Raw genomic sequence first — 236 nt, 5'->3', positions numbered from 1 at the left:
CTCTTCCTCAAGCTCATTTAATTTGTGGAGGCGTTGGGCTTTTTCGATTTCATATTCAAGTTCAATGATACGTCGCTGCCATTTCCCTTTTTCCTGCTCCAGAGTACCGCTCTTCTCTTCTAGCTGCAGCTTTAGCTCTCGAATCGTTGTATCCTTCGCATTCACACCAGCTCGCGCTTCTACCATTTCGTCCTCTAAAAGATCAAGGCGTTTTTGCAACTGCTTTTTCTCGGCGA

At 45.8% G+C, this 236-nt stretch carries 1 protein-coding gene; it reads right to left on the bottom strand.

The window, feature by feature from the left end; all coding sequences use genetic code 11:
• Nucleotides 1-236 (bottom strand): hypothetical protein (locus LKX83_RS32910; RefSeq protein WP_227887494.1); only part of this gene is annotated, 236 nt, incomplete at both ends.

It is taken from the genome of Cohnella baijiui (assembly GCF_020731285.1).
Lineage (GTDB): Bacteria > Bacillota > Bacilli > Paenibacillales > Paenibacillaceae > Cohnella.
The sequence above is the reverse complement of the archived record's forward strand: the minus strand, read 5'-3'. Positions and strand labels throughout refer to the sequence as shown.